Origin of the sequence: Chryseobacterium sp. CH25, assembly GCF_004119455.1 — a bacterium.
GTDB lineage: Bacteria > Bacteroidota > Bacteroidia > Flavobacteriales > Weeksellaceae > Chryseobacterium.
The window spans coordinates 870,663-893,563 of sequence record NZ_NRQT01000001.1; the positions used below are offsets into that span (position 1 = coordinate 870,663).

Sequence of the window (22,901 nt, forward strand, 5' to 3'; positions counted from 1 at the left end):
AAAACGCATGAAATACCAGATTAAACAAACCAACGAATTAACAGAAAAAGAAATTGAACACATTCTCCAGCTTTGGGATATTTCTGTATGGAATACAATGAAACCGGCCTATTTCCGTACCTTTTTTAAAGATTCGGAGTTTCATTTCCTGTTGGATTCTCATTCAGAGATTTTGGCAGTTTTCCGTCTCAATTTTGATTTTGTGTTGGAGATTTCCGGAATACAATATGCTTTCGCAGAAGCTGTAGGATTGGTGGCTGCTCATAAGAAAAAAGGCTATGGAGCTATGCTGGTTAAGGAATTTAAAGAAAATGTTGCTCAAAGAAATTTGGAAACCATTGGTTTCTGCCATGCTGGCCTTCGATCGTTTTATGAAAAGTGCTCTATTGAAATCCTGTATGACAAGGCAAAAGCGATTAAGGAACACGCAGGTTCTGAATGGATCAATTCTGAAGATGATGATATTTTAATTTTCAATGTCTCTCAACCAATAAAAGAACAGCTTATTGCATTGAGCTCTAAAAACAATGCTTATTTAATTACTAAAGAATAAAGAAATGAATTATAAAAACCCTGATGAACACGGATATTATGGAGAATTTGGAGGAGCTTTCATCCCGGAAATGCTTTATCCGAATGTAGAAGAACTGCAAAAGAACTATCTTGAAATCATTGAGTCGGAAGACTTTCAGAATGAATATCAGGATCTGCTTAAAAACTATGTAGGTAGAGCTACTCCGCTATACTTTGCTAAAAACTTAAGTAAAAAGTACAATACCCAGATCTATTTAAAACGCGAAGATCTTAACCATACCGGAGCCCATAAAATCAATAACGCTTTAGGGCAGGTTCTTCTAGCAAAACGTCTTGGGAAAACAAGAATTATTGCAGAAACCGGAGCCGGACAGCATGGTGTAGCCACTGCAACTGCATGTGCTTTACTTGGTCTTGAATGTATTGTTTATATGGGTGAAATTGATATCCAGAGACAGGCTCCTAATGTAGCGAGAATGAAAATGTTGGGTGCAGAAGTTGTGGCAGCCACTTCAGGATCTAAAACCCTGAAAGATGCAGTAAATGAAGCTCTAAGAGACTGGATCAATAATCCTGTCACTACTCATTATGTGATTGGAAGTGTTGTTGGGCCTCACCCTTTCCCGGATCTTGTCGCAAGATTTCAAAGTATTATTTCAAAAGAAATTAAGGAACAACTTCATGAAAAAATCGGGAGAGAAAATCCTGATTATGTAATTGCTTGTGTAGGAGGTGGAAGTAATGCTGCCGGAACATTCTACCATTTTGTAGACGAAAAAGAAGTGAAAATTATTGCTGCTGAAGCTGGAGGACTTGGTGTTGACTCAGGAAAATCTGCTGCTACTACATTCTTAGGAACTCTTGGGATACTTCATGGAAGCAAAAGCCTTGTCATGCAGACTGAAGATGGACAGGTTATTGAACCACATTCCATTTCTGCCGGACTTGATTACCCTGGAATCGGACCTTTTCATGCCAATTTATTTCAGGAAAAAAGAGCTGAATTTTTCAGCATTAATGATGATGAAGCCTTAAAATGTGCTTTTGAACTGACAAAATTAGAAGGAATTATCCCTGCTTTGGAAAGTTCTCATGCTCTTGCAGTTTTAGACAAAAAGACTTTTAATGAAGATGACATTGTTGTTATCTGCCTGAGCGGCCGTGGAGACAAGGATATGGAAACCTATCTTAAAAATTTATAAACGATATCATTGATTATTCTATTTGTACGGTATTGTACATTATATATTATACTATAAAGAAATGAAGAAACTAAATATATACTTCACCGCAGGAATCCCGGAACTAGAAAATACTGCAGATATTATCCAACTGATTCAGGATTCAGGAGCTGATATGATTGAGATCGGAATGCCTTATTCTGATCCTGTAGCAGACGGGCCTGTCATTCAAAAGGCTCATGAACTGGCTCTTCAAAACGGAATGACCATTGAAAAGCTTTTTTCTCAGTTGAAAACGATAAAAGACAACATAAAAGTTCCGATCATTTTAATGGGATACATCAATCCTGTATTGAGTTTTGGTTTTGAAAGATTCTGTAAAGAATGTTCGGAAAGTGGAGTTTCAGGACTTATTCTTCCCGACCTTCCTCCTATTGAGTTTGAGAAAAACTATCAGCAGATTCTTAAAAAATACAACCTGAATTTTACTTTTCTGGTGACTCCGGAAACTTCAGATGAAAGAATACAGTATCTGGATTCATTAAGTTCTGGGTTTCTATATGCAGTAAGCTCGTCTTCCACTACCGGAAATGATAATACAGTTGTAAAGAATGAAAATTACCTGACTCGTTTAGCAGATCTTCCCCTTAAAAATCCTGTGATGATCGGTTTTGGAATCAAATCTAAAGAAGATTTTGAAAATGTAACGGAAAAAGCAGATGGCGGAATCATCGGAACAGCCTTTGTGAATGTTTTGCTTCAGGATAGAGATTGGAAGAAAAATGCTATAGATTTTATCCATTCCATAAAAGCTTAAAATTCACTAAATTTGTATATCAAAAATTGAAATGAATACAAATCAAAATAAAGCAGTAGAATTTGAAGATTTAGGAATTAAAGAATATCAGCCCGCATGGGATTATCAGGAAAAACTGATGAAGGATATTATTGATACTAAAATCAAGAACCGCGATCTGCCAGCAGAACAGCATATTACCACTCCAAACCACCTTCTTTTGGTTGAGCATCCTCATGTATACACTTTAGGAAAAAGTGGACATGAAGAAAATATGCTGGCCGGAATTGATAAACTGAAGGAAATTGAAGCCACTTTTGTAAAAGTGAACCGTGGTGGAGATATTACTTATCATGGCTATGGTCAGATTGTAGGTTACCCTGTTCTGGATCTTGAAAATTTCTTCACAGACATTCATTTATATATGAGAAACCTTGAAGAGGTGATCATCAGAACCATTGGGGAATTTGGACTGAAAGGGGAACGTTCTCCAGGAGAAACAGGTGTCTGGCTGGATGTAGGAAAACCTTATGCCAGAAAAATCTGTGCAATGGGTGTAAAAGCTTCCCGATGGGTAACTTTACACGGTTTTGCATTGAATGTGAATACAGATATGCGCTACTTTGAATACATTATTCCTTGCGGAATTAAAGATAAGCAGGTTACTTCTTTAAAAAGAGAACTTGAAAGAGAATTGACTCCTGAAGAAATGGAAGATGTAAAAGCAAAGATCAGAAGACATTTTGCAGATGTATTCCAGGCTGAACTGATTTACAAGTAGTTTTAATAACATACACTATATCATCCCTATGTAACCAATACATAGGGATTTTTTTATGAATAACACTCATAAAATGAAATACAAATTATTTTCTTCAAAAAAAACTTGCATATATTTAAATTTTTCATAATTTTATTATCACTAAATAGTGAATAAACAAAAGGCTATTTAGAAAAATCATTAACCACCAAAATATGAAAACTATGAAAAAATTTTTGCTATCCATGATGGTATTTGTATCAGTACTGACCATCAACTCCTGTTCAGATTCCAATGCGAATCAGGAAACTACAAATCCACAGGCTAAAGATGTTGCAATGAAAGAGTTCGGAAGAACTGTTCCCGTAGGAATTGATAAAGAAGGCGAAAAATATAAGGTTGCCTTTATTCTTTCAGCACAACCTTATGAAATTAAAGACACTAAAGAAAACGAAGCTTTTATTTCTATGATTAGCGAGGCTGTAAAAATGAATCTCCTGTTCGTGTTTTCCTTAAAGCTAATTCCAATGAAATTGCAAAAGTAGAAAGTCCAACTCTGGAAGATATCCGTTTCTTTAAGTCTGCTTTAACAAAAGAAGTGAAGACAGATGCGGGAACAAGTAAAAAATTGGCCAGTGTGATTCCTGATTTGGCAACCCTAAACAGTTTATTTACACAGATCAAAAATCAATCTTGCGGAACTTCTACAGCTTCTTCTCCATGTATTACTTTCAGATTTCCTGTAGACGGATGTTATGCAAGAGCTCACAAAATGAGACAAATCTTAAACAATGCCGGATATGAGTGTGAAAAACAATTCGTATATGGTAATTTAAGAGCTTCTACCGGTACTTGCTGTGTATCCTGGGTATACCACGTTGCCATTCTTGTAAGCTTTAAAAATGCTTCCGGAGTTGTAGAAAAAAGAATTATAGATCCTTCTCTGAACTCAACAGGACCTATCACTGATACGGCATGGAGAGCTGCATGTACCAACTCTACTTGTGGTTCTACTTCTGTTTCTTCTTATGCTAATACAGCAGGGAATGTTTACTACAGAAATCCAGCAGGATCTTTATTATATGATAACAATCTGGTTAATACTAATTGTACATTAACAGCATTCTCAGCTCTTTCAGGCTGTTTTGCTTCGGTACCTAGTACTGCACATTGTGGATTCTAACTAACTTTTTATAGAGCTCCTGCATTTATTTATATATTGCAGGAGCTTTTTACTCAACATCTTATTATTATGAAAGCCTGGACTTATTTACTATTACTATTTGCTATGATCACATCCTGTTCTTCCAATTCTGAATCTCAGAAACTAACCTGGTATAATAATGCTACTATCAATAATATCTTTGAAGATCCGGATAAGCCGGAAGAAGTTGTACGTGTAGCCATAGGAATAAGTGCTCAGGTATTTTATCTGTCAAAAAAATCTTCAGATTATAAAACATTGATGGAAAAGGCAAATCTGAGTTTTAAAAAAGGTAAAACCTACAATATAGGTATTGAAAGTAAGACCAACATAATCAAACAGATCAACGAGGTGAAATAACCTTTACCTGCTTTCAGTCTAAGACCTTATTACAGAAATTCCAGCATCCACCCTGATTTCTGCTCCATGAATATAGGATGCCTCTTCTGAAGCAAGGAATAAAACTACACTGGCAATTTCCTCAGGATCTCCCTGCCTTTTAAAAGGTATTGTCGGGATTATATCCTGAACCGCTGCTTCAATCTGCTCTGGCACCAAACCTGTATTATTAAAAATATTGGTTTTTATATGCCCCGGACTTACTCCATTCACCCGGATTCCACGTTCTGTAAGTTCTACGGCAAATGTTTTAATGAAAGACTGTACCGCTGATTTCGCTGCAGAATACACTGAAAAGCTGTTCATAGCAATTTCTGTAGCTACGGAAGTATTAAAAATCACTGAACTTCCTGTTTTCATCAATGGCAGCAACTGCTGAACTGTAAAAAATGGTCCTTTCACCAAAACATTAAACAGTTCATCAAAATGATTTTCATTTACACTGTCAACAGGAGCAAATTTCCCATAACCTGCATTGGCGAAAACAACATCTATTTGTTCAGTATATTTTCTTACCTCTTGCTGCAGATTCAGTAAGTCTTTCATATTTCCTGCATTGGAAATAATTCCAAAAGCATTCTCCCCTAACTTCTTCAAAGCATTGTTAATCGTTTCTTCACTTCGTCCGGTGATGATAACACGTCCACCCTCTTCTATAAACTTCTGAGCAGTGGCCAAACCCATTCCATTAGTTCCACCAGTAATAATTGCTGTTTTGTTTTTAAATCTCTGCATTGTTTTTAGTTTTAAAATTCTATTGCAAAGATTGGAATCCCTGTGATGGAAAAAAATCCGAATCATGCTGAAAACAGATCATCTATTCCTATCCTTTTTTATAAAATAAATAATAGTCATCAATAAAATCTTTTAAAATTAAGTTGCACACAATTTAATTGTCTATATATTTGCATAGTTAATTCATCACAAACTAAAATTTGAAAATATACAATTAGCAAATAGTTTAATTTAAAATAAAAGAAAATGTCATTAATAGAAAACTTAAACTGGAGACATGCCGTAAAAGCTTATGACCCGACTAAAAAAGTATCAGCTGAAGATTTAAATACCATTCTTGAAGCAGCAAGACTGGCTCCTACCTCATCCGGGTTACAGCCTTTCCGTATTATTGTAGTGGAAAATCAGGAATTGAAAGATAAAATGGTTGCCGGAGCTCTGAATCCTGAAGTGATGAGAGATTCTTCTCATGTACTGGTTTTTGCAGCCTGGGATAGTTATTCCAATGAAAAAATTGACAAAGTATACGATCATCATACCGATGTAAGAGATCTTCCAAGAGGCCGCTTTGGAAGCTATACAGATAAAATTAAAGAAATGTATGGTGCACAAACACCTGAACAACACTTTGCACACACTGCCCGCCAGACTTATATTGCTTTAGGAATTGCTCTTGCACAGGCTGCTGAACTTAAAATCGACAGTACTCCGGCAGAAGGATTCAGTAATGAAGTAGTGGATGAAGTACTGGGATTAAAAGAATTAGGCTTAAAAAGTGTAAGTCTTTTATACCTTGGATACCGCGATGAAGCCAATGACTGGCTGTCTTCTATGAAAAAAGTCCGTGTCCCAATGGATGAATTTATCATTAAAAAGTAATACCTTCACGAATCTTTCGTACGTCAACTTATGGAACATTCAAATACACCCAAACTGGAAAACCAGATCTGTTTCCCATTATATGTTATCGCTAAAGAAATCACCGGATTATACCGGCCATTTCTTGATGAGCTAGATATCACTTACCCTCAGTACCTTGTCATGATGGTCCTATGGAATTGTGACGGACTTACCGTAAGCCATATTGGAGAAAAGCTGTTTCTGGATAGTGGAACTCTGACTCCTCTTCTTAAAAGACTGGAGACAAAAGGATTTATCATAAGAAAACGCAAAAAAGAAGACGAAAGAGTTGTTGAAGTATTTTTAGCCGAAGCCGGAAAACAGCTTCAGAAAAGGGCCTGTGAAATTCCGGGTAAAATCCAGGAAAAGATAGGTATACAACCTGAAGAACTACTGGAGCTTAAAGAAACAGTTTTAAGAATACTAAACAAAATAGAAAAATAAATGAAAACGTTATATACAACAAAAGTCACTGCTACAGGTGGAAGAAATGGTCATGTAAAAAGTGAAAACGGAGTGTTGGATCTTGAAGTAAAAATGCCAAAAGCATTAGGTGGAGCTAACGATGACTTCACAAACCCTGAAATGCTTTTTGCAGCCGGATATTCTGCTTGCTTTGACAGTGCTTTGAATAGAGTAATCAATTTGGGTAAAGTAAAAACCGGTGAAACTACAGTTACCGCTCAGGTAAGCATAGGGCAGATTGAAAACGGAGGTTTTGGACTGGCTGTGGAATTAGATGTTAATATTCCGGGGGTTTCTATTGAAGAAGCACAATCTTTAACGGAGAAAGCCCATCAGATTTGTCCTTATTCAAATGCAACGAGAAACAATATTGAGGTTAAGCTTTCTGTAACCAACAATGATTAATCCAATTTTTTTATAATTATATTTGAAATGAGCTGTTTTTATCTCAAAAACAGCTCATTTTTTATCTTTAACCACAGATTTTCGCAGATGAACACAGATGATTGTGGATATTCTCACTGCAAAATTTGTGATATTTGTGTCAGAAATTAGTGCTATTTGTATTTTCTTAAACGCAAAGTTTTATTTTTTTGTAATGCTTTATTTTAAGGGAGCAAAGAGTGCATCGATACATCGATTGGATGAAGCAAGTTACATAGCTAGCACCATTACTCATTACTCATTACTCATTACTCATTACTCATTACTCATTACTCATTGCTCATTGCTCGATAGTTATCTTTTATTCAGATCACTTTTCTGGTAGGCATCTACCTTTTTGTAAGAATCATTTTTCTCTTTTTCCTTTTTATCGGAAATCAGAATTCCGAAAAGGTGATCTATTTCGTGCTGGAAAATGACAGCTGTGAAACCTTCTACTATTTCTGAATATTTTTGTCCTTTCAAATCAACATATTCCAGCTGAATGACTTTACTTCTATAAAACTGATCCCTGAAATCAGGAATTGAAAGATCTCCTTCAGGCCCCAGATTCTGCAAATCAGATCTCCATACAATCACCGGATTGATAAAATATTCCAAAGGAGTTCCTGCTTTGTCAAAACGTTGTACCCAAATTACTTTTCTGTTGATTCCTACCTGCGGAGCTGCAATACCTACTCCACCATCGGTTAAAAGAAGAGATTCTTTCATTCTTTTCACAAGAACAGCTGTTCCAGGATCAGTTGGATTGATTTCTGAAGAAAGATTCAGTAAGGTTTTATGTTGGTGAACATCGGTAGTCTGATAGATTGGTAATGCTGTGTTTACATCTCCCTGATTGATAATAGAGAGTTCATCAGACGTTAGTTTCTGAGCATTAAGCAGCCCAACAAAAAGTATAAATAGGATGGATATTTTTTTCATATACATTGGATGTAAAGCAAAGGTAGAGATTGTTGGGTGAAAATGGGTAATTATGGAAGACTTTTAGGGTGGGAAGCTAGAAGAGGGAGGCTGGAGGTTACTATTAGTCGTTAAATATCTATAGGCATTTCAATATTAAGTTTTGGCTAAAGCCATTGGAATTGTTATATAAATAAAGAACGGGCTTTAGCCCGTTCCTATTGAGTTCTATATCTGTATATTGATGATTTCTGTAAATAGAATCATCATATTCAAAAGCCAAAAATCTGTGTGATCTGCGAGAAATAAACTTAAAAAGTCTTCGTCATATCACTTGGAATAACAAGATTGAATTCCGTTGGGATATAGTCTTTTGAAGGAACTTTCAATTCTGGATCTTCAGATTCAAAAACAGAAATCACAGCCATTTTTAGGTTTGGATTTTTCTGCTTAATGTACCAATAAGTTCCACCAAACTCTTTACTGTGATAATTACCGTTATAATGAACAAAAGTTTTTCCTGACTGAATATTTTTCAGGATAGATTCCGCCATGGTAGCGTCTTTTGTTGCCTGAGCCGAGATAAAGTTCATTACTTTGGTTCCTTCTGCATGATCTCCCATCATCGCTTTCATTTCAGTGTAACCAGGAGTATCCAAAGTTACTTTGATTGGTAACTGAGCAATGTATGTTTTCTCTTTATCGCTTAATTTATTCAAAGATTCTAATCCTTCTTTGGCTGTTTGTGAGGCATATCTTCTCGGAATATTGGTTGCTATGAAATTTAGTTTTTTATTTTTAGCAAAATCTACCAAGGGTTTGTAGTCTGTTGCATAATTATTCCATAAACGGGCTGAGTCTTTTAATGTCTTCGCATCAAACTTCCCACTTAAATATTGGTTCAGCTGAGCCTGGTTGTCTCTTTCAAACATTTCAGCTCCCAGAATAAGCTGCCCGTTTTTCTTTTCATACAAAGCTTCCGTAATTTTCAGCTGAAGCCAGTGATTGATGGAGCTGTTATGATTTTCTCCAAAGAAAACCACATCATAATCAGCTAATTCTTTAACCAATTTATCCGTTTTTACTTCTTTTCCTTTTTGGTCATAAAACTGATAGGCTTTAAAGTTCTGTGCACTGAATGAACAAAAACCTGCCAGCAAAACCGCTATGAAAATATTCTTCATTGTTTATCTTTTCTATTTAATTTAACCACAAATTACATTATATTTTGGTGTTTTTTACAATGCTTACCAAAATATAAAATAAAAAGACCGCCTTGAATTTTACATACAAAACGGCCTCTCTTAAAATCATCTAATTATTATTGTTCAAGAGTTGCTACAAGATCTTTCCATTCCTGAAGTTCAGGAATTCCCGGTTTTCTTTTACCGAAAAACTGAACGATGAAGTCTCCTTCTTTGTTGAATACTTCGATAGCCGTAACTTCTCCGTCTTCAGTTGGTTTTTTCACGATCCATGCTTCTGCAATTTTAGTAACATCAAGGTGTAAGTTGAAATCAGGATCCATTACATTGAACCATTGCTGGTGCCAAAGGGTTTTCTTCACGTTTCCGGTGTGAATCTGGATAATTCCTCTGTTTCCAACAAAAACCATGATAGGAGTTCCTTTTTCAGAAGCTTCTTCAAGGATGTTCACTACTTTTGAGTTATCAATTTTCTGAGTAAATCCTTCCGGAGCCAGTCTTAGAGCCTGCGTTCTGCTTACTCCGAATTTTCTGGTCATCATGAAGAAATCATGAGTATCTTTTAGTTCTGTCCAAGCTTTTTTGAAGCCTTCAACATCAATTTCAGCATCTGGCTTTTCTGCCTGTTTTGGAGCTACTGCTTCAAAAGTGAACGTTTGGTTTTGTTCTTCCGCTTTGAATTGTTCAACGATAGCATCAAAAGCAGCTTCCTCACTGTTTTTAGTCAAATAAATTTTATGCAATGCCAATCCGTCTTTTCCGAAGAACTGAAGACTTTTCTTATCTCCCTCTACTACTGCAAATGCAAATTTCCAGTGATTAAGGAAAATTCTAAGATCAATATCCTCACCTACGAAAAGCTGAGCATGCGGGCTGCTGAAATCCCCGTTCTGATAAGTCCCTTTTCTTTCATGAACACACTCATCATTGCGGGTAAGCGCCATTACTTTTCCTAATTTTTCTGCTTCTGTAAGAATTCCGGGAAAATCAGGGTTCAAAACAGTAACGCCTTCCCCTATGCTTGTTGCTAATAATTCAGCTTCGCTTACTCCAAACTGAGCGGCAGCATTTCTTATTCTTACGTGTGGATTTTCAGCTTTCAGAGCTTCCCATTTTTCCTTTAAATCATTCACTAATATGCTCATTATTTTATTTTTTTATTGTTAAAATTGTATAGATTCTTTGTATTGTTTCCTTTCCTGTTTTACTTTTTATTTCTTCTTCTCTTTCTGAGGTTTTCATTCTTTTAAACTCACTTTTAGAAATCAATTCTACCATTCGTCATTATTATAAAGTTTAAAATTATAGGCTGTAAATGGCAGTTTCTCCATAAAATCTCTTTGCCCGAAGGTTAAAACAAAAGATCCTTCGTCTTTTAAAACCCTGTAAATTTCATTTAAAAAACCAACGGGATCTTCCCAGAAATAAACGGTATTCACCGTAAATATTTTATCAAAAGTCTTATCAGCAAATGGAAGTTTTTTTCCTTCATAGAGTATAAAATCTGCCTGATCCTGGAATTTCTGATTCAGTCTTTTGGATTCCAGATGCATGGTTTCAGAAATATCAATCCCCGTATATTTCAATCCTTTAGCCAGGTTTAAAATACTCTTCAGGTGATCTGCATTTCCGTGTCCTATTTCAAGAATATTTTCATCATCTTCTATCAAAAGGGTTCTGATACTTTCTAATGTCATACCGATATTAGTGGCATTCATCATTTCACCAATCTCTACGCCTTTTTCTCCCTGAGGGTTGGCTAGATTCTGTGCGAGGATTTTTAATTCTTCTTTTTCCATGGTTATCCAAAATGATCATTGGGTTATTGGTTATAGGGTGGTCGCAAATAGTACATGGAAAGTTATAAGCTTTACTGATATTCTCTGCTGTAAAAACTTCCTGTGGAGTTCCATAAGCGGAAACCTGTCCGGATTTCATTAATAAAATTTTATCTGCAAATTGCGCGGCAAGATTCAGATCATGGAGTACAACAATGGCACTGTTTGCTTTCTTAGTAAAGTTTTTGATGATTTCCAGTGCTTTGTATTGGTGCTTAATATCAAGATTATTCAGAGGTTCATCCAGGAAAACCAGTTTATGAGCCACTTCATTTTCTAACTGTGCCATTACTCTTGAAAGATGCACACGTTGTTTTTCTCCCCCTGAAAGAGAGTTGTATTCTCTTTCTTTAAGATGAAAAATGTCTGTTTCGTACATCTTATTGTTCATGGCTTCAAGGTCTTCTTTTCTGGGTTGTGCATCAAAATAAGGATACCTTCCCATCATCACCACATCTTTTACCTCAAGAGGAATATCATTGCTGTTATGCTGTGAAAACTTTGCTTTATGGATAGAAAGGTCTTTTACGTTCCAGTCTTCGATGGGTTTATCTTTAAATAAGACTTTTCGCTTCTCGGATTTCACTTCATGGGCCAAAACACTTAAAAGGCTTGACTTCCCTGCTCCATTGGGACCTACAATGGCTAAAAATTCTCCATATTCCAATGAAACATCCACTCCATCCAGAATACGAAATTCTTTATGCTTGTAATTAATTTGATGTGCCTTGATCATTACAGTGATTTTTTAAATTTAACCAAAATAGCAATAAAAATAGGTCCTCCCATTAAAGCGGTCAGAATACCAATCGGTAATTCTGAAGGCTCTACAATACTTCTGCTGAATGTATCTGCCGTTAGAAGCAAAATACTTCCACATACTGCTGATAAAGGCAGAATAAAAGCATAATTGGATTTGAATAACAGTCTTAAAATATAAGGTACAATAAGACCTACAAAACCAATGGTCCCTGAAAAGGCAACGCAGCTTCCCACCATTAATGCTACAATGATAATAATCTGCTTCTTCAGCCTTTCTACATTGATTCCTAAATGCTGAGCATCTTTTTCTCCCAACATCATTGCATTTAAAGCTTTTCCTTTAGGCAGTAAAATAATATAAGCTCCAATCATTACAATGCCAAGAATGATATTCTTCGTCCATGTTGCTGCAGCTAAGCTTCCCAAGTTCCAAAATGTAAGGTCTCTCAACTGTTCATCTTTTGATACATAGATTAAAAAACCTGTAATGGAAAAACCAATTGCCGTAATAGCCACTCCGGTTAAGAGCATCATGACTACATTTGTTTTCCCTCCACTTGTAGAGATTCTGTACACCAGCATCATTGATAAAAAAGATCCTATGAATGCTGCTATTCCTACCAGCGAAAATTGTACGGCTTCAGGAAGGTATTGTTTAAAATGTCCTCCTAAAACAATTGCAATAGCAGCCAATAGTGTTGCCCCTGATGTAAGACCAATTAAATCTCCTGTTGCCAAAGGATTTTTAAAAAGCCCCTGCAGACTTGTCCCTGAAACAGACAACATGCTTCCAATTAAAATAGCCATGATAATTCTGGCTGCCCTTACGTCCCAAACTACATATTTATCACTTAATGATAATCCGGAATCTCCCTGTATTACTTTTCCTAAAACTTCAAATGCAGATTTACCACCAAAATCGTAAACCCCTGTATTAATAGACCATACTGCTATGCTTACAAGCAGTATGGTACTTATTGTCATGTAAAAGTATAATTTACTTTGTGTTCTCAATTAAAAGTTTGTTTAATCCAACTACTGCTTCTCCTAGTCTCGGTCCAAAACCTGATACTAATCCTCCATCCATCGCGATGATCTTCTTGTTTTTTCCTGCATTTGTCTGTGAAACTCCCGGCATTTTTAATGCTCCTTCATTTCCACCTGCTCCCTGTAGTCCTGTTTCAAAGAAGAACAGTACATCTGGATTAGCTTTTACAACCGCTTCCGGAGTTAATGGCTTGAAATCTTCAAATTCATTGACAGCGTTTTCTGCTCCTGCAAGATTAATTAAAGCAGCCATAGGTGTGTTTTTACCTGCTACCATCAGCATATTTCCTCTTGCGTAAATAAATAATACTTTTGGTTTTTTAGTTAATGGCTGGATCTTCTTCAGATCAGCATCTATTTTATCATTTAATTTCTGATAATCTGTATTTCCGATTGCTTTCGCTACATCTTCAATCAGTTTTTTAGTTCCTTCAACAGTATATTCCTGTTTGAAAACATCAACTTTGATTCCGGATGATTTGATTTTACCTAATAATTCAGGATTGATGTCCTTATCAGAAGCTAAAATCAAAGTCGGATTTACAGCCATAATAGGTTCAATCGTGATTGATCTTACATGTCCAAGATTTTCAGCAGTAGCTTTTAAACTTGCCGGATAAGTACTGGTTACATCTGTTCCTACAATTTCTTTTTCATGACCTAAAGCACTTACAATTTCTGTAATTCCGCCGCTTAGGGTTACAATTTTATTATTGCTTTTGGGAGCTTCGGAAGTGGCTTCCGTTGTATTTTCTTTTTTTGCACCTTCTTCTTTTTTGCATGAATACACTGCTACAAGAACAGAAGCTGCAAGGATAAATTTCTTCATGATATACTATTATTTGATTTATTACAATGGATCAAAGTCAAAGCTGGTGAAACCACGTTCTCCTGTCTTACTCTTCATAGAACGGAATTTCAGCTTAAAATAAAAGCCATTAGGATCTTTCAGGATAAAGAAACGATCTGAATATACGAATGGAACAGGGTTATCTGAAGTCCCTGTAGTCGTTCTCCATTTATCTCCAATGGCTCTATGATCGTTGAGAACCAATTTGCTTGGGTCTACATCCTTTAATTTAAATGCAGCATATGCCTGCTCAAGATTCCCTGTAACATTTACCTGATATGCACGCACTCCATCAAGAGTATTGATCGTTATAAAGTCTGCATAAAAGTAACTTCCGGCACTATTTCCAGGTCCCATAAATACTTCATTGGTAAATGTTGTAAAGGCCATATCCCAATTTTTTTTCTTAGGTTGAATTTTTGCGGGAGTACCCGTTTTAAGATTGAAAAAAGCAAAATTATACTCAGGATCTTTTGTTATGATGTATTCTTTAATTCCCTCACTTCCAGCATTAAGATCTGCATAACGAATTTTATATCCATTGGTTGCTCTTAGAATCTGAACCTTTTTCCATCCTCGAGGATCTCCGGATAAAGCCACTGAACCGGCCCCGATATTTGCAGCAGAAGGAATTTCTCTTCCTAAATTGATTAGGTAAACAGGATTATCCGCATCATTTTCTTTGATAGGATCAATTCCTGAGGTTTGAGTTAAGAAATCACCATTCGGATTGTCAACATACTTCATATTTTCAGAATCAAATGTTCCTACCTGAGCAATATCTTTTAGGTTTTTAACATCCGATTCTTTTACCTTACTGATATCTTTAGCATTAGGTATTTTAATGGCAGTCATCGCAAGAGATCCATTGATAATCACTCTAAAATCTTCACCGGTATAAAATCCAAGATCCCAATCTGTTCGTTTATTAATGGTTTTTCTAGGCTCTTTTTCCTCTTTTACCATATCACTCAGGTCAATCCAGACCTGATTAGGTTCAGTAGCTCCTCCCACAGGTACATTTACTGAAGAACCGGTAATAGGCGGTGCTGGAACCTTGTCCTCATCAGCAGAAATACAAGACTGTGCAGCTAACATTACAGAAAGAATCGAAAATATTTTTAAATACTTCATAGTTTATTATTTAAAATTGAAACGTTAATCTGGCAAAATAGCTTCTGCCATAATATAAATTAACAATACCTGTAGGAGCAGTGGTAGCATGAGCCTCTGCCTTCATAGCCGTGGAATTGATACTGGTAACATCAAAGATATTTTTCACCCCTGCTGAAAGTTCCAGATGATCTTTCCAGAAAGGTTGGCTTACGATAAAGTCCATCATATGAAAGCCATCTGTTTTTCCAAGCTTAAATCCTGTTTGCTCATTTTCAAAAACATAAAGCCTTCCCGGACCTGTATATTTATAATATAGAGCAAATGAAGTTCCCGGATTCTTCAGTTTATAGTTAACTGTAGCCCCTGCCTGTACTTGAAACTGATAGTCTGTAGGTGAGGTATGATACATAGAGTTCATAGATACTGAAGTTCCTCCCAAAGCACTTCGTAAAGAAAGAGCCAATTGATCTTTTCTGAAATCAACGTTTGCCGAAAATAACATATTTCTATATTTATCCATATTTCTAAACTGATATGTAGAAGGATCTTTTATAAGAAGCATTTCAATTTTGTCTCGTACATCGAGATATAAACCACTTACACTATATGCAATCTTCCAATCATTTCCTGTGGTAAAGCTTTGATCCCAGAATGCTCCTGTAGAGAAACCTTTTTCAGGGTTCAAGTCAGGATTCCCCTGAATATTATGATTAAGGTTTACGAAATAGGTATAAAGTTCCTCATAAGTAGGAAAACGATTTGCCGTACCTGCTACAAGTCTTAAGTTTGAATTTTCGGAAATTTTATATCTTGCTGAAAGGGAGTAATTAAACTGATTATTGAATTTTTCGCTTATTGAAAGCCTCGCTCCCGGTCTTATAGAAAATTTATCCGAAATATTCCATTCTCCAGAAACAAAGTTTGAATAAGTAAAAAGAGTTCTATTTATAGCTTTTGTAAAAAACTTTCCAGCAATTAATGAAGCATAGCCATCTGTATAATCTAATTCATATCCTAATTGAAAATCAAAGGTTTTATTATCCAAGAAGTTACTAAACATACCCCTTGAGTAAATTACATTTGTTTTGTAGTAAGATAATTCTTCTTCTTTATTAAGAATGGATCTGTTTGGAATATCATAATTATAGTCCTGAAACTTTCTATCCTGTCTTTGGTAAGAAAAATCCCCCATATACTGGATATGCCCCAAATTTGTCTGAATATTAAACTGGTGAATCCATCTATTTGTATTATATTTTCTATCAAAACCTCTATACAAAGCTCCTCCATTTCCGTCATTCAATGATTCTACATTCACTTCAGGATTATAGAAATTGAATTTTTCATTCAAATAGGAAAGCTTATAATAGAAAGAAGTTTTATTTTTTGAATATCGGATCAAAGCAGAGGCGTCATATTGGTCTTTAGGATTCCATTCATAACCTCTTTTAAAATCAGTTTCAAAATATTTATACCCCATCTTATTTCCTTCATAGCCCATAAACTGGTTATGGTTAAAGTTGATATTCGCAAACCAATTATTATCAATATTATAGTCTACGTTTACATTCTGGATATGTCTTCCGTTTCCTTTTTTCTTAAGATCATATGCATTTCTTACGGTTTCTTCCTGGGCAGAAGCTCTTACACTGATCTTTTTTGAATTACCTTTCTTGGTAATGATATTGATCACTCCGGCAAGTGCTCCATTTCCATATTCTACTCCCATGCTTCCTTTTACAATCTCGATTCTTTCGATATTATTCAATGACAGCTTGGTAAGATCTATATTACTTCCTAAACCTGTATCTCCTACCACCGGAATATTGTCAATAAGGACTTTCACATAGCTTCCATCCAGTCCCATCATATTGGCTGTAGAATTTCCTGAGCGGGTATCTGGAGTGATTTGAATGTTAAGACTTTGATTTAAAACATCAGCAACATTAGTTGCTGCCATGCTTTTAATCTGCTCAGCATCTATTACTTCAACTTTATATATGGATTTGTTGATGGATCGTTGTGTAAATTGTCCAGTGATGACAACTTCTTCAATTTTCTTTTGATTAAGAGAATCCTTTTCTTGTGCATTCATCCAGCAAACAATGGATAATGAAAGAATGGAAAGCACTTTCTTCTTCATAAGGGTAAAAATTTCGACAAATATAAAGCTTTTATTTAGAATGATTAAAAATAAATATATACTTTTGTATAATAATTCTAAATAAATATTGAGCTATGAAATTAAAATTACTTCTAGGAACTTTGATGCTAACAGCATTTACTGCTAAAGCACAGGTATCCGCAATCCACGAAAATTTTGACAATTTTACGATTGGAAATACAACATTTCCACAGTTTGGCTGGTCTGCAATTGTAGCTCCTATGATTAGTATTCCCGGTCCACCTCCGGTTTCTCCAAGAATGATTGTGGCAGGTGCTGCCAACAAATCTGTTCAATCTTATTCTGGTACAAACCCTACAGGTTCATCTTACCTAATTACCCCACAAATACAGTCTCCAGCGGGAGATAAAAACCTGGCATTTACAGCAACATTGGTAGCTTCATCACCTGGTACAGGAACAATTCAGGTAGGGTTAGCATCTAACCCTGCAGATATGGCGACATTTGTACCTGTAGGAAATCCCGTTAATGTTACAGTAGTTGGAACTATTCAGAATATCAATATGAATATTCCTGCATCTGCATCCTCTTACATTGTATTTAAATTCACTCCTACTTCCGTTCATACTGCTATTCAGATTGATGATGTAGTATATGATACCCCTGCTTCATTAGGCGTAAGAGATAGAGCGCTGTCAAAAGATGAATTTAAGTTTGCACTTAATTCAGATAACACTTCTCTGGAATTTAGAAGTAAAAAAGATCTTAAAAATATACAGATTTATTCTTCAGGAGGGCAGAAAGTGGCAGAAGGAAAGCCTAACAGACAGGCATTTAATATCAGTACACTTCAGTCTGGTGTTTATTACATCACGGTTGAAAGTATTGATGGAAAAATGATCCAATCAAAATTCATAAAAAAATAAGGTTTATTAGACTATTATTTACCTTTATAAAGCCGATAGGAAATTTTCTATCGGCTTTCTTCTTCCCAATTAAGTAGGAAACACGATAAAAATCATGTTTTTATTTAGAATGATTAAAAATAATTACATACTTTTGTTGAATCATTCTAAATAAGAATTTTAAAAATAAATTATGAGAACAAAACTATTATTGGCTTCGGTACTTGCTCTAACTGTTCAACAGACTGTTTTAGCACAGACAGATGCATTAGGATACACCCAGGCAAATATGACAATGGGAAATGGATACCAAAATCGTTCATTCTTTAATTTTTCTGATGGAAATATTGTTTCTCAACCTGCAGCTACGTGGGATGTCGCATTCTATAGAGTCTCTCCTTTCACAACAGGAACAAGAATTAATGATGCTAAAAATATTGAAGTATACACAGCTGCTATCAGCCTAACTGAATGGGATAATATTAATATCAATAATGAAAGTTCTTGGGGAGCTCCTCTTTATAACCCGGATCAAATTACAGACTGGAGCCAGGGAGCTTTTGAGCAGGGACCTATTACGGCTCCTAATCCCAATATTCCTTCTACAGGTTGGGGTGTTTATAATACTGTTAACCACCATGTTCAGGGAGAAGCGATTTTTGTTCTTAAATATCCATCGGGAGCTTATATTAAATTTGCTATTGAAGATGCATTTTCAGGATATACGTTTAAGTATTCTAAGTGGAATGGTACAGCATGGGGACCAACAGAAACAAAAACATTAGCGAACGGAACAGATGATGCTTTCTTCAACTATTTTTCATTTGATTCCGGAGCAAAAGTTCCTAATATGGAGCCTTCAAAAAGTGCATGGGACTTAATGTTCACCAGATATTTTACAGATTACCCTTATGTAGATGAGCAAGGAAACCCACAAACTATGAAATACAGAATGTCAGGGGTTATTCAGAGTCCAAATATTTCTGTAGCCAAAGTAAAGCCGGAAACTCAGGAGGTAGCAACAGGTGCCTTACCTACTTCTTTTTCCAAAAATATTACAACAGTCGGTCACTCATGGAAACCTACTTCAGGGATTTATACAGATGTAGTTTATTATATTAAAAAAGGATCAGATTACTACAGAATGTATTTCACTTCCAATGGGGGTACACAAACTGGTAACATGTATTTCAAATACAAAAAATCACGGCAACGTTAGGTATTACTGAAGTAAGCAAAAAAGCTTCTTTCGGAATTTACCCGAACCCTACAACGGCTGATAAAAAAGTAACTGTTTTATTTGATGTTAAAGAAAAAGCAAGCAATAAAGGGAGTGTAGAAGTATATGACCTTACCGGAAAAAAGGTATACGCTGCTGAATTAACCAATCAAACCGGGTTTTACAGACAGGATCTGAACCTTTCTCATCTTACTTCAGGAAATTATATGGTAAAAATTACCTTTGGTGGGACTTCAGAGACGAAAAAACTTATCGTGAAATAATATTTTACTCACAATACTTTCTATTTTTTCTAATAAAAAGGCGGCCTTCAGAATCCTGAAGCCGCCTTTTATCTGTTTAGTATATTTTAAATCCTTTGTACACTTCCACTCCACTTTCCATAATTTTGGAAGCATCTTTACGGAAGTCTAATAAATGATCCTGTCCGTTGTGTCTGTTGTGATGGTCAACACTTTCCCAAAGCTCGATCAGGAAGAATGTTCCTTTATTATCTTTATCTTCAACAAGGTCATACTGCAGACAGCCTTCTTCTTTTCTTGTTTCTTTTACAAGGTTTTGAAAAAGCTCTACCGCTTCCATCAGATAGTTTTCATTAAACTTAAAAAGTGCAATGATATGTAAGTTCATATTCTAATATTTATTGATGTAAAAGTAAAATATTTTCAAAGTCAAATTTATTTTTGACCTCTTTATTTTTACATTTTCAAAGATATTTTTAACTGAATACTGATTTATAAATAGTTATAGAACTCATCACAATTACCAAAGTTCCAATTACGATAAACATTTTCTTCACCGGAAGCTTTGCTGTAAGCATGGCAGAGAAAGGAGCTGTGATAATTCCGCCAATTAAAAGCCCCAGAATAATATTCCAGTGCTGAATTCCCAGCGTAAAGAAAAAAGTAACAGCAGCCGTGATGGTAAGAATAAACTTGGCAACAGTAGAACTCCCTACAGCGAATCTTGGAGTGAAAGCATTTTTAATAAGTGTTCCAGTAACCAAAGGTCCCCATCCTCCACCAGCAAAAGAGTCTATAAATCCTCCTATCACCCCAAGTCTGGTAAGATTGGTTTTCCTCTTAAGAGCTTTACTCTGTTTATCTTTAAAAGCATTAGAGAGAATCTGGAATCCAAGATATAAAGTGTAAAAAGCAATAAGTGTTTTGGTAATTTTTGCATAATATTCACCAAAATAAGTAAGGCTGACAGCTCCAATAACTGCCCCAATAACTGCAGGAATTGCCAGTTTCTTCACCAGACTTTTGCTTACATTCTTAAGTTTAATATGGCTTACACTTCCCGCGGCCGTTGTAAAACTTTCTGCAGAATGAATACTGGCACTTACAATATGAGGTGGAATATTCAAAAACATTAATGTAGTGGTACAGATTACTCCATAGCCCATTCCCATTGATCCGGCTACTATTTCTGCAAAAACTCCCACCAAAAGCATCCAGTAAAAAATATAATGATCTTTCGCCAGGATTTGTTGCAGCTCATCAAAGTAACCCAATTCATATAAGGAAAAAGCAACTACTGACAGCAAGGCAATCGTTACAAACAATACATTGAGTCTTATCTGAATCTTTCTTGTGATTACCATAGTTCTGAAGTTGTAGGTTCAGTTTCCTTGATACTCCCCGTGCTATTGGCCAGAGCAATAATAATATTCAGGATCTCTTCTTCCCACTGTAGGGCTGTCATATCTGCATCTTCTTTTGGAATCATAATTTATTCTTTTGAAGTCTTGCAAATATCCAATAAAAATATTATCCTACAAAATAAGTAGACTATTATTTCAAAAAAAAGGATCGGGTCAGTCGACCAGATCCATTAAAGTTTTCTTTTCCAGAATATTCAGTGAAGCGTCACGAACCTCTATCAATACATCATGCAAACCGCAGTGATCTTCGTTGCAGTCTTCACATTTTTCATAAAAGTTCAGACTTACGCATGGAAGCATGGCAATAGGGCCATTAACCAGTCGGATAATTTTGGCTAGCTTCACGTCTTCAGGATTTTCTCTCAGAAAGTATCCTCCTCCTTTTCCTTTTTTACTGTCCAGAATCTCTGCTTTTTTCAATTCAAGCAGGATATTTTCTAAAAACTTTAAAGGTATCTTTTTGTGTTCCGCAATTTCGGAAATAAGAACCGGCCCTTCATTTCTTTTTACTACAAGATATGAAAGTGCCTTAAACGCATATTGAGATTTTTTTGATAGCATTACAGCAAAAATAAGAAAATTGTTTAATATGTTTAACTGAAAAGAGAAAATTACAAAAGAGCTTATCAATGCTTGTTCTTTTAACTTTTTATGGCTCTTCATTTTTTGCCTTTCTCCTATTAAATTGTTATGTTTGCCCTATGTTCAGTAAACAAGAAGCACAACAACTCAAAAAAGAATTTTGGACAGCTTTTGGGAAATCCTTTCCAAGAAAATGGATCCTGTATGACACTAAGGTTAAGGATCTGGCATTTAAATTCTCAGCAGATAATAAAAAAGTAGAGGTTTCTCTTGATATCGAAATGAAAGATGAAATTTTCCGTAATGCTTATTATGATAAAATATGGTCTTTGGAAGATATTTTAAAAGATTTTATCGGAGATTTTCAAAAAGAAGAATATTTTACACTGGAAAACGGAAAGGTCATCAGCAGGATTTGGGTAGAAAAGCACGGTGTTTCAATATTCAACAGGAACACCTGGCAGGAAATTTTTGAATTCTTCGTTGAAAAAATGGATGGATTTGAAAGGTTTTATTATGAATATGAGGATTTTATAAAGGACATCTAAAATATTTATGAAATAAATACCGTTTTACACTTTAGGTTAAGATAAAAAAGAAAACTATCTTTGCTCTATACCACTTAAACTAATAGATGAAACTAAACATGATTTACAATGAGAAAAGTGTACAAAAACATTTTTGGAGAAGTTATTTCCAAAAGCAAAGCCACGAAGCTAGATGAATATCATCTATATTATTATGAAAGTGATTCTGATATACTGAAAGAAATTGAGTTCATCAACGATGAAAGTATATATAACATCAATTATTTCTTACAGGAAGGAGACAATGAAGATGAAGTATTGGAATACCTGAAAGAAAAATCTGATTTTTTGACATCGAAAAAAAAGAAACTGCCGACGGATTTATCATTACTACTAATAAACTATACTCACTCTCTGTAGATGAGCTGCCATTAATATCCAAAACCGTCTTTAAAACGGATGATCCTGAAAATTTCATATGTTCACAGGTTATTGACAATGAAACTCAGGAACCACAGCTTGAAAGAACTGTAAAATGCTGGTATACTCTGGATAAAAACGGAGAAAAATATGCCGCCATAGAGTGCAGTTATGAGGAAGACGGCAAACTTGAACTTGCCATTGATAAAACTTCAGATCCTGATAATGAACAGAATTGGGCTCATTATGATTATGAAACCTTTCAGGAACTACAGGAACACTGTCCGGCAGATATAA

Annotated in this window: 29 protein-coding genes; 15 read left to right on the plus strand and 14 right to left on the minus strand. The window is 35.4% G+C overall.

Going from position 1 to position 22,901, the window contains the following annotated elements; all coding sequences use genetic code 11:
• Window positions 1-7: 7 nt before the first annotated feature.
• From BOQ64_RS03880 to BOQ64_RS03910, 7 genes are all read left to right on the plus strand, one after another.
• Window positions 8-553: a GNAT family N-acetyltransferase gene (locus BOQ64_RS03880; protein WP_129058352.1), complete on the plus strand. Its 546-nt coding sequence runs from the start codon at window positions 8-10 to the stop codon at window positions 551-553.
• Window positions 554-557: 4 nt separating this feature from the next.
• Entirely contained in the window at window positions 558-1,736 is a 1,179-nt protein-coding gene (gene trpB, locus BOQ64_RS03885) for a tryptophan synthase subunit beta (RefSeq protein ID WP_129058351.1), read from the plus strand.
• A gap of 61 nt (window positions 1,737-1,797) precedes the next feature.
• Window positions 1,798-2,532, plus strand: a complete 735-nt coding sequence (gene trpA / locus BOQ64_RS03890; RefSeq protein ID WP_129058350.1) for a tryptophan synthase subunit alpha — start codon at window positions 1,798-1,800, stop codon at window positions 2,530-2,532.
• 31 nt (window positions 2,533-2,563) lie between these two features.
• Entirely contained in the window at window positions 2,564-3,292 is a 729-nt protein-coding gene (lipB, locus tag BOQ64_RS03895; protein ID WP_129058349.1) for a lipoyl(octanoyl) transferase LipB, read from the plus strand.
• A 203-nt stretch (window positions 3,293-3,495) separates the two neighbouring features.
• Window positions 3,496-3,816 (plus strand): hypothetical protein, encoded by a 321-nt coding sequence (locus BOQ64_RS03900; protein ID WP_129058348.1) that lies wholly within the window; start codon window positions 3,496-3,498, stop codon window positions 3,814-3,816.
• Window positions 3,804-4,454: a protein-glutamine glutaminase gene (locus BOQ64_RS03905; protein WP_262708735.1), complete on the plus strand. Its 651-nt coding sequence runs from the start codon at window positions 3,804-3,806 to the stop codon at window positions 4,452-4,454. Before BOQ64_RS03900 ends, BOQ64_RS03905 begins: the two co-directional genes overlap by 13 nt.
• Window positions 4,455-4,523: 69 nt before the next feature.
• On the plus strand, window positions 4,524-4,835 hold the full coding sequence (locus tag BOQ64_RS03910) for a hypothetical protein (protein ID WP_129058346.1): 312 nt from the start codon (window positions 4,524-4,526) through the stop codon (window positions 4,833-4,835).
• An 18-nt stretch (window positions 4,836-4,853) separates the two neighbouring features.
• On the opposite strand, the gene BOQ64_RS03915 is transcribed toward BOQ64_RS03910, so the two are convergent.
• Window positions 4,854-5,609 carry an SDR family oxidoreductase gene (locus tag BOQ64_RS03915; RefSeq protein ID WP_129058345.1) on the minus strand — a complete coding sequence of 252 codons (756 nt, stop codon included), beginning with the start codon at window positions 5,607-5,609 and terminating at the stop codon, window positions 4,854-4,856.
• 246 nt (window positions 5,610-5,855) lie between these two features.
• On the opposite strand from BOQ64_RS03915, the gene BOQ64_RS03920 reads away from it, so the two are divergent.
• Genes BOQ64_RS03920 through BOQ64_RS03930 form a run of 3 tightly spaced genes read left to right on the plus strand, consistent with a single transcriptional unit; the run spans window position 5,856 to window position 7,379 of the window.
• Window positions 5,856-6,488 carry an NAD(P)H-dependent oxidoreductase gene (locus tag BOQ64_RS03920; protein ID WP_129058344.1) on the plus strand — a complete coding sequence of 211 codons (633 nt, stop codon included), beginning with the start codon at window positions 5,856-5,858 and terminating at the stop codon, window positions 6,486-6,488.
• A gap of 30 nt (window positions 6,489-6,518) precedes the next feature.
• Window positions 6,519-6,953: a MarR family winged helix-turn-helix transcriptional regulator gene (locus tag BOQ64_RS03925; RefSeq protein ID WP_129058343.1), complete on the plus strand. Its 435-nt coding sequence runs from the start codon at window positions 6,519-6,521 to the stop codon at window positions 6,951-6,953.
• A complete protein-coding gene (locus tag BOQ64_RS03930) occupies window positions 6,954-7,379 on the plus strand; it encodes an organic hydroperoxide resistance protein (protein ID WP_129058342.1) in 426 nt (141 codons plus the stop codon).
• A gap of 333 nt (window positions 7,380-7,712) precedes the next feature.
• On the opposite strand, the gene BOQ64_RS03935 is transcribed toward BOQ64_RS03930, so the two are convergent.
• The 9 genes from BOQ64_RS03935 to BOQ64_RS03975 all read right to left on the minus strand — a co-directional run bounded on the left by BOQ64_RS03935 (window position 7,713) and on the right by BOQ64_RS03975 (window position 17,282).
• Window positions 7,713-8,342: a peptide deformylase gene (locus BOQ64_RS03935; RefSeq protein WP_129058340.1), complete on the minus strand. Its 630-nt coding sequence runs from the start codon at window positions 8,340-8,342 to the stop codon at window positions 7,713-7,715.
• A gap of 290 nt (window positions 8,343-8,632) precedes the next feature.
• Window positions 8,633-9,505, minus strand: coding sequence for a ChaN family lipoprotein (locus BOQ64_RS03940; RefSeq protein ID WP_129058339.1), 873 nt, complete (start codon window positions 9,503-9,505; stop codon window positions 8,633-8,635).
• 137 nt (window positions 9,506-9,642) lie between these two features.
• The gene (locus BOQ64_RS03945; RefSeq protein WP_129058338.1) at window positions 9,643-10,671 is read right to left on the minus strand and encodes a hemin-degrading factor; all 1,029 of its coding nucleotides are present in this window, start codon (window positions 10,669-10,671) and stop codon (window positions 9,643-9,645) included.
• A 126-nt stretch (window positions 10,672-10,797) separates the two neighbouring features.
• Window positions 10,798-11,325 (minus strand): class I SAM-dependent methyltransferase, encoded by a 528-nt coding sequence (locus BOQ64_RS03950; RefSeq protein ID WP_228448139.1) that lies wholly within the window; start codon window positions 11,323-11,325, stop codon window positions 10,798-10,800.
• Complete coding sequence (locus tag BOQ64_RS03955) at window positions 11,249-12,100, minus strand: heme ABC transporter ATP-binding protein (RefSeq protein ID WP_129058337.1); 852 nt, start codon at window positions 12,098-12,100, stop codon at window positions 11,249-11,251. Before BOQ64_RS03955 ends, BOQ64_RS03950 begins: the two co-directional genes overlap by 77 nt.
• Entirely contained in the window at window positions 12,100-13,140 is a 1,041-nt protein-coding gene (locus tag BOQ64_RS03960) for a FecCD family ABC transporter permease (protein WP_129058336.1), read from the minus strand. The genes BOQ64_RS03955 and BOQ64_RS03960 overlap by 1 nt, the downstream gene beginning before the upstream one ends.
• Entirely contained in the window at window positions 13,124-14,002 is an 879-nt protein-coding gene (locus tag BOQ64_RS03965; RefSeq protein ID WP_129059639.1) for a hemin ABC transporter substrate-binding protein, read from the minus strand. Before BOQ64_RS03965 ends, BOQ64_RS03960 begins: the two co-directional genes overlap by 17 nt.
• Window positions 14,003-14,023: 21 nt before the next feature.
• The gene (locus tag BOQ64_RS03970; protein ID WP_129058335.1) at window positions 14,024-15,157 is read right to left on the minus strand and encodes an HmuY family protein; all 1,134 of its coding nucleotides are present in this window, start codon (window positions 15,155-15,157) and stop codon (window positions 14,024-14,026) included.
• 10 nt (window positions 15,158-15,167) lie between these two features.
• On the minus strand, window positions 15,168-17,282 hold the full coding sequence (locus tag BOQ64_RS03975) for a TonB-dependent receptor plug domain-containing protein (RefSeq protein ID WP_129058334.1): 2,115 nt from the start codon (window positions 17,280-17,282) through the stop codon (window positions 15,168-15,170).
• Between the two features lie 95 nt (window positions 17,283-17,377).
• Here BOQ64_RS03975 and BOQ64_RS03980 point away from each other — a divergent pair, with 95 nt between their 5' ends.
• From BOQ64_RS03980 to BOQ64_RS23680, 3 genes are all read left to right on the plus strand, one after another.
• On the plus strand, window positions 17,378-18,190 hold the full coding sequence (locus BOQ64_RS03980) for a T9SS-dependent choice-of-anchor J family protein (protein ID WP_129058333.1): 813 nt from the start codon (window positions 17,378-17,380) through the stop codon (window positions 18,188-18,190).
• 172 nt (window positions 18,191-18,362) lie between these two features.
• Window positions 18,363-19,388, plus strand: coding sequence for a secretion protein (locus BOQ64_RS03985; RefSeq protein WP_228448141.1), 1,026 nt, complete (start codon window positions 18,363-18,365; stop codon window positions 19,386-19,388).
• A 35-nt stretch (window positions 19,389-19,423) separates the two neighbouring features.
• Complete coding sequence (locus BOQ64_RS23680) at window positions 19,424-19,672, plus strand: T9SS type A sorting domain-containing protein (protein ID WP_228448212.1); 249 nt, start codon at window positions 19,424-19,426, stop codon at window positions 19,670-19,672.
• A gap of 76 nt (window positions 19,673-19,748) precedes the next feature.
• Here the strand turns inward: BOQ64_RS23680 and BOQ64_RS03990 are convergent, their stop codons facing one another.
• From BOQ64_RS03990 to BOQ64_RS04000, 4 genes are all read right to left on the minus strand, one after another.
• Window positions 19,749-20,039 (minus strand): putative quinol monooxygenase, encoded by a 291-nt coding sequence (locus tag BOQ64_RS03990; RefSeq protein ID WP_089733115.1) that lies wholly within the window; start codon window positions 20,037-20,039, stop codon window positions 19,749-19,751.
• Window positions 20,040-20,127: 88 nt separating this feature from the next.
• On the minus strand, window positions 20,128-21,015 hold the full coding sequence (locus BOQ64_RS03995; protein WP_129058332.1) for a sulfite exporter TauE/SafE family protein: 888 nt from the start codon (window positions 21,013-21,015) through the stop codon (window positions 20,128-20,130).
• Window positions 21,009-21,140, minus strand: coding sequence for a hypothetical protein (locus BOQ64_RS24470; RefSeq protein WP_262708729.1), 132 nt, complete (start codon window positions 21,138-21,140; stop codon window positions 21,009-21,011). Before BOQ64_RS24470 ends, BOQ64_RS03995 begins: the two co-directional genes overlap by 7 nt.
• Before the next feature lie 88 nt (window positions 21,141-21,228).
• Complete coding sequence (locus tag BOQ64_RS04000) at window positions 21,229-21,636, minus strand: RrF2 family transcriptional regulator (RefSeq protein ID WP_129058331.1); 408 nt, start codon at window positions 21,634-21,636, stop codon at window positions 21,229-21,231.
• Window positions 21,637-21,776: 140 nt separating this feature from the next.
• Here BOQ64_RS04000 and BOQ64_RS04005 point away from each other — a divergent pair, with 140 nt between their 5' ends.
• Together BOQ64_RS04005 and BOQ64_RS04010 are read left to right on the plus strand one after the other, a co-directional pair.
• Window positions 21,777-22,205 carry a DUF4268 domain-containing protein gene (locus BOQ64_RS04005; RefSeq protein ID WP_129058330.1) on the plus strand — a complete coding sequence of 143 codons (429 nt, stop codon included), beginning with the start codon at window positions 21,777-21,779 and terminating at the stop codon, window positions 22,203-22,205.
• A gap of 108 nt (window positions 22,206-22,313) precedes the next feature.
• Window positions 22,314-22,604 carry a hypothetical protein gene (locus tag BOQ64_RS04010; protein WP_129058329.1) on the plus strand — a complete coding sequence of 97 codons (291 nt, stop codon included), beginning with the start codon at window positions 22,314-22,316 and terminating at the stop codon, window positions 22,602-22,604.
• Window positions 22,605-22,901 lie beyond the last annotated feature (297 nt).

Excerpts from the sequence above, each read along its gene's own strand:
- BOQ64_RS03930 (WP_129058342.1), top strand. The coding sequence starts at position 6,954 with ATGAAAACGTTATATACAACAAAAGTCACTGCTACAGGTGGAAGAAAT.
- BOQ64_RS03955 (WP_129058337.1), bottom strand. The coding sequence starts at position 12,100 with ATGATCAAGGCACATCAAATTAATTACAAGCATAAAGAATTTCGTATT.
- BOQ64_RS03880 (WP_129058352.1), top strand. The coding sequence starts at position 8 with ATGAAATACCAGATTAAACAAACCAACGAATTAACAGAAAAAGAAATT.
- BOQ64_RS03945 (WP_129058338.1), bottom strand. The coding sequence starts at position 10,671 with ATGAGCATATTAGTGAATGATTTAAAGGAAAAATGGGAAGCTCTGAAA.
- BOQ64_RS03940 (WP_129058339.1), bottom strand. The coding sequence starts at position 9,505 with ATGAAGAATATTTTCATAGCGGTTTTGCTGGCAGGTTTTTGTTCATTC.
- BOQ64_RS03975 (WP_129058334.1), bottom strand. The coding sequence starts at position 17,282 with ATGAAGAAGAAAGTGCTTTCCATTCTTTCATTATCCATTGTTTGCTGG.
- BOQ64_RS03935 (WP_129058340.1), bottom strand. The coding sequence starts at position 8,342 with ATGAAAAAAATATCCATCCTATTTATACTTTTTGTTGGGCTGCTTAAT.
- BOQ64_RS03990 (WP_089733115.1), bottom strand. The coding sequence starts at position 20,039 with ATGAACTTACATATCATTGCACTTTTTAAGTTTAATGAAAACTATCTG.
- BOQ64_RS03970 (WP_129058335.1), bottom strand. The coding sequence starts at position 15,157 with ATGAAGTATTTAAAAATATTTTCGATTCTTTCTGTAATGTTAGCTGCA.
- BOQ64_RS03980 (WP_129058333.1), top strand. The coding sequence starts at position 17,378 with ATGAAATTAAAATTACTTCTAGGAACTTTGATGCTAACAGCATTTACT.
- BOQ64_RS03910 (WP_129058346.1), top strand. The coding sequence starts at position 4,524 with ATGAAAGCCTGGACTTATTTACTATTACTATTTGCTATGATCACATCC.
- BOQ64_RS04000 (WP_129058331.1), bottom strand. The coding sequence starts at position 21,636 with ATGCTATCAAAAAAATCTCAATATGCGTTTAAGGCACTTTCATATCTT.
- BOQ64_RS03995 (WP_129058332.1), bottom strand. The coding sequence starts at position 21,015 with ATGGTAATCACAAGAAAGATTCAGATAAGACTCAATGTATTGTTTGTA.
- BOQ64_RS24470 (WP_262708729.1), bottom strand. The coding sequence starts at position 21,140 with ATGATTCCAAAAGAAGATGCAGATATGACAGCCCTACAGTGGGAAGAA.
- lipB (WP_129058349.1), top strand. The coding sequence starts at position 2,564 with ATGAATACAAATCAAAATAAAGCAGTAGAATTTGAAGATTTAGGAATT.
- BOQ64_RS03950 (WP_228448139.1), bottom strand. The coding sequence starts at position 11,325 with ATGGAAAAAGAAGAATTAAAAATCCTCGCACAGAATCTAGCCAACCCT.
- BOQ64_RS03985 (WP_228448141.1), top strand. The coding sequence starts at position 18,363 with ATGAGAACAAAACTATTATTGGCTTCGGTACTTGCTCTAACTGTTCAA.
- BOQ64_RS04010 (WP_129058329.1), top strand. The coding sequence starts at position 22,314 with ATGAGAAAAGTGTACAAAAACATTTTTGGAGAAGTTATTTCCAAAAGC.
- trpB (WP_129058351.1), top strand. The coding sequence starts at position 558 with ATGAATTATAAAAACCCTGATGAACACGGATATTATGGAGAATTTGGA.
- trpA (WP_129058350.1), top strand. The coding sequence starts at position 1,798 with ATGAAGAAACTAAATATATACTTCACCGCAGGAATCCCGGAACTAGAA.
- BOQ64_RS04005 (WP_129058330.1), top strand. The coding sequence starts at position 21,777 with ATGTTCAGTAAACAAGAAGCACAACAACTCAAAAAAGAATTTTGGACA.
- BOQ64_RS03965 (WP_129059639.1), bottom strand. The coding sequence starts at position 14,002 with ATGAAGAAATTTATCCTTGCAGCTTCTGTTCTTGTAGCAGTGTATTCA.
- BOQ64_RS03925 (WP_129058343.1), top strand. The coding sequence starts at position 6,519 with ATGGAACATTCAAATACACCCAAACTGGAAAACCAGATCTGTTTCCCA.
- BOQ64_RS03915 (WP_129058345.1), bottom strand. The coding sequence starts at position 5,609 with ATGCAGAGATTTAAAAACAAAACAGCAATTATTACTGGTGGAACTAAT.
- BOQ64_RS03900 (WP_129058348.1), top strand. The coding sequence starts at position 3,496 with ATGAAAAAATTTTTGCTATCCATGATGGTATTTGTATCAGTACTGACC.
- BOQ64_RS03920 (WP_129058344.1), top strand. The coding sequence starts at position 5,856 with ATGTCATTAATAGAAAACTTAAACTGGAGACATGCCGTAAAAGCTTAT.